Source organism: Pseudomonas sp. P106(2024) (assembly GCF_057480815.1).
Genome location: NZ_JBLIYU010000036.1, coordinates 1 through 2,225, shown reverse-complemented (window position 1 = coordinate 2,225; position 2,225 = coordinate 1). Strand labels below are relative to the sequence as shown.

Sequence of the window (2,225 nt, the reverse complement as noted above, 5' to 3'; positions counted from 1 at the left end):
GGTTAAACCCAACTTGCTCGGGTTGCTTACGTCGGGCGGAGGCGGTGGTCTGAACGCCGGAATGCTGTGGTTCAACGTGATCTCGCTGAAGACGGCTTATAACAGCCTGCAGAAAAGCGATGCGCCGGAATATACCACCGGGTTTGCGGCATCGATTTTCGGTGTGATCGGTGCAGCTGCGGCGACATTGGTCAGCGTACGGGCAACGCAGAAGGCGGTGATGTTGAGATTGAGTTCGACGGCGCCGGGGATGGGGTTTGGTAACGGCGTGATCAAGTTCTTGAGCAGTAATCTCTTTGCGCGTTTAGCGGGATACCCTGCAATAGCATTTGGCTTGCTCTCTGATGGACTCAAGACGAAACGCCAACTCGATAATGGTGATTCAACTGCAGCCAGCTATACGTCAGCCGGTGGAGTAAGCATGGCTGTTGGCTCTGTCATCGTCCTTGAGGCCGGGCTTGCAATAGCAGGGCCCACGGTGTTTGTGCCCTTCGCCGGATGGGCCGCAGTTGCATTGGTGCTCGCGGGAGCAGCAATCATTGCTGGAGGCCTGTATCTTCACGCCAAAGCACATGAACGCGTTCACAGGCCGATTGAGCTTTGGGCAGCACGCAGCATCTTTGGCAATTGCATCAACGATGGAGAGGCCCGTTCTGAAATTATCCTGGACCATGAAAAGAAACTTTCGAGATTCTCCTCACTGCACGCAGAAATCAAAGCTTGGCACAACGAGCACTACGGACCAAAGCTCATATCAGCCGAGCAGGCCCTATCATTTGGTGTAACCAATGTGGACACCAAGTGGCATCATAACAACCATTGGGCACCGCCAAACTGGACCGCTATCACGCATAACGAAGTAGTCACGCCTCAACCAAGCGCTGAGTTCACAGTTCTTTTACCGGGCTTCGCAATAGGAACAAGCGAGTGGTCAGGAATTTCGAGCAGCCTTCGTAACGATGGAGGAATGGACGTATTTCCGATCACTCCCGCCGCCTACGTTGTGGGCGCCGGCTTGATTCTGCATTTCAAGCACACGCTGACCCACCAAAACCACGTCTCACTGCATCTCGCCTACAGCGCCAATCAAGGGCTGGACGAAGGCACTGAGATTCATTCGAACTTCCGTCTCGAGCGCTGATCATGGCAACTATATGGCTTTTTAACTCAACCTCATGCTCAGGGTACGAACCCGCCATTGGTGGACAGCTATTAAACATATCCAAAAACTCTTTATGCCTACGCAACCCATGGGTAACAGACTCTGTATTCATGGGAAAACTTTACTGCGCAATGATTATTGGATTAATGATCGGTTTCTACCCATTTCTATTTTCTAGCGTCAGCTGGAAGGATTTTTTACTTGAACCCATACTAATGACCGGAATGGTGCTTATGCCTTTTACCTTCCTTCCATTTCTATTTTACCGAATATGGTTCATCAAAGGCTTATCAAGCGTTTGCTTCAACCGCTCAACAAAAAAAATCTACTACCAACGCTTTAAGAAGGTATTCGTCTTCGAGTGGAGCAATACTGGAGGTGGTCTTTTCAGGCGCACAGAGTCTGGTGGATCATCTTTCACCACCTCCTATGCACTCGCATTCGCACCCCGTCGAAAAGACGGAAGTCTCCATCAAAAAGATTGCCTCTGGACCGACAGCAACGAACCCACTGAATCCGACATCAAACACGTCGCCGAAGTCTGGGAATACCTTCGCCACTTCATGAACCACGGCCCAGCCAAACTCCCTCCTCCCGGCGAACCCAACTGGTGGCACCGGCCTCTTCATGCCATCTGCCTGACCCCGGCAGAAGCCTGGCGCCACTACGCCCCCTGGCGAACCGGCGAGCCCGGAGAAATGCAGGGCAAGAAAAACTGGCAACTGCCGTTCTGGGCCGTGTTGTTCCCTTACAACCTCGGCCTCGCCCTCTGCTGGTATGGCGTGTGTCGACTCTTCAATGTCCGGGCAGCACCGCCTCCGCCAGAGGCCTTCGACGAAGCCCCAGTACGCTCAACCAAAAGGCAGCGTAAATGACCGACGTTTCTGCCAACAGCGCCACCTCCGGCCCCGCCTGCAGCCCACGCGTGCCCATCCTGCCAGTGCGCTATGCCATCGTCCCGCGCACGGGCGATGCCCCTGCCTGTCGCTACGCAGGCGCAGGCTTCAATCTGGAACAAGGCTTCGCCCCGCTGCAGCACTCATCCTACACCCTGCGCGCGCTG

2 protein-coding genes and 1 pseudogene are annotated in these 2,225 nt (G+C 54.1%); all 3 read left to right on the top strand.

The window, feature by feature from the left end:
• Positions 1-1,141: pseudogene (locus AC25M7_RS25380) on the top strand (T6SS effector BTH_I2691 family protein); the annotation flags it as partial.
• Between the two features lie 2 nt (positions 1,142-1,143).
• Positions 1,144-2,037, top strand: coding sequence for a DUF6708 domain-containing protein (locus AC25M7_RS25375; protein WP_435768283.1), 894 nt, complete (start codon positions 1,144-1,146; stop codon positions 2,035-2,037).
• On the top strand, positions 2,034-2,225 hold a 192-nt coding region (locus AC25M7_RS25370), incomplete at its 3' end, for a hypothetical protein (protein ID WP_486971627.1). The genes AC25M7_RS25375 and AC25M7_RS25370, both read left to right, overlap by 4 nt.

Coding starts and splice junctions, on each gene's coding strand:
- AC25M7_RS25375 (WP_435768283.1), top strand. CDS start 1,144: ATGGCAACTATATGGCTTTTTAACTCAACCTCATGCTCAGGGTACGAA.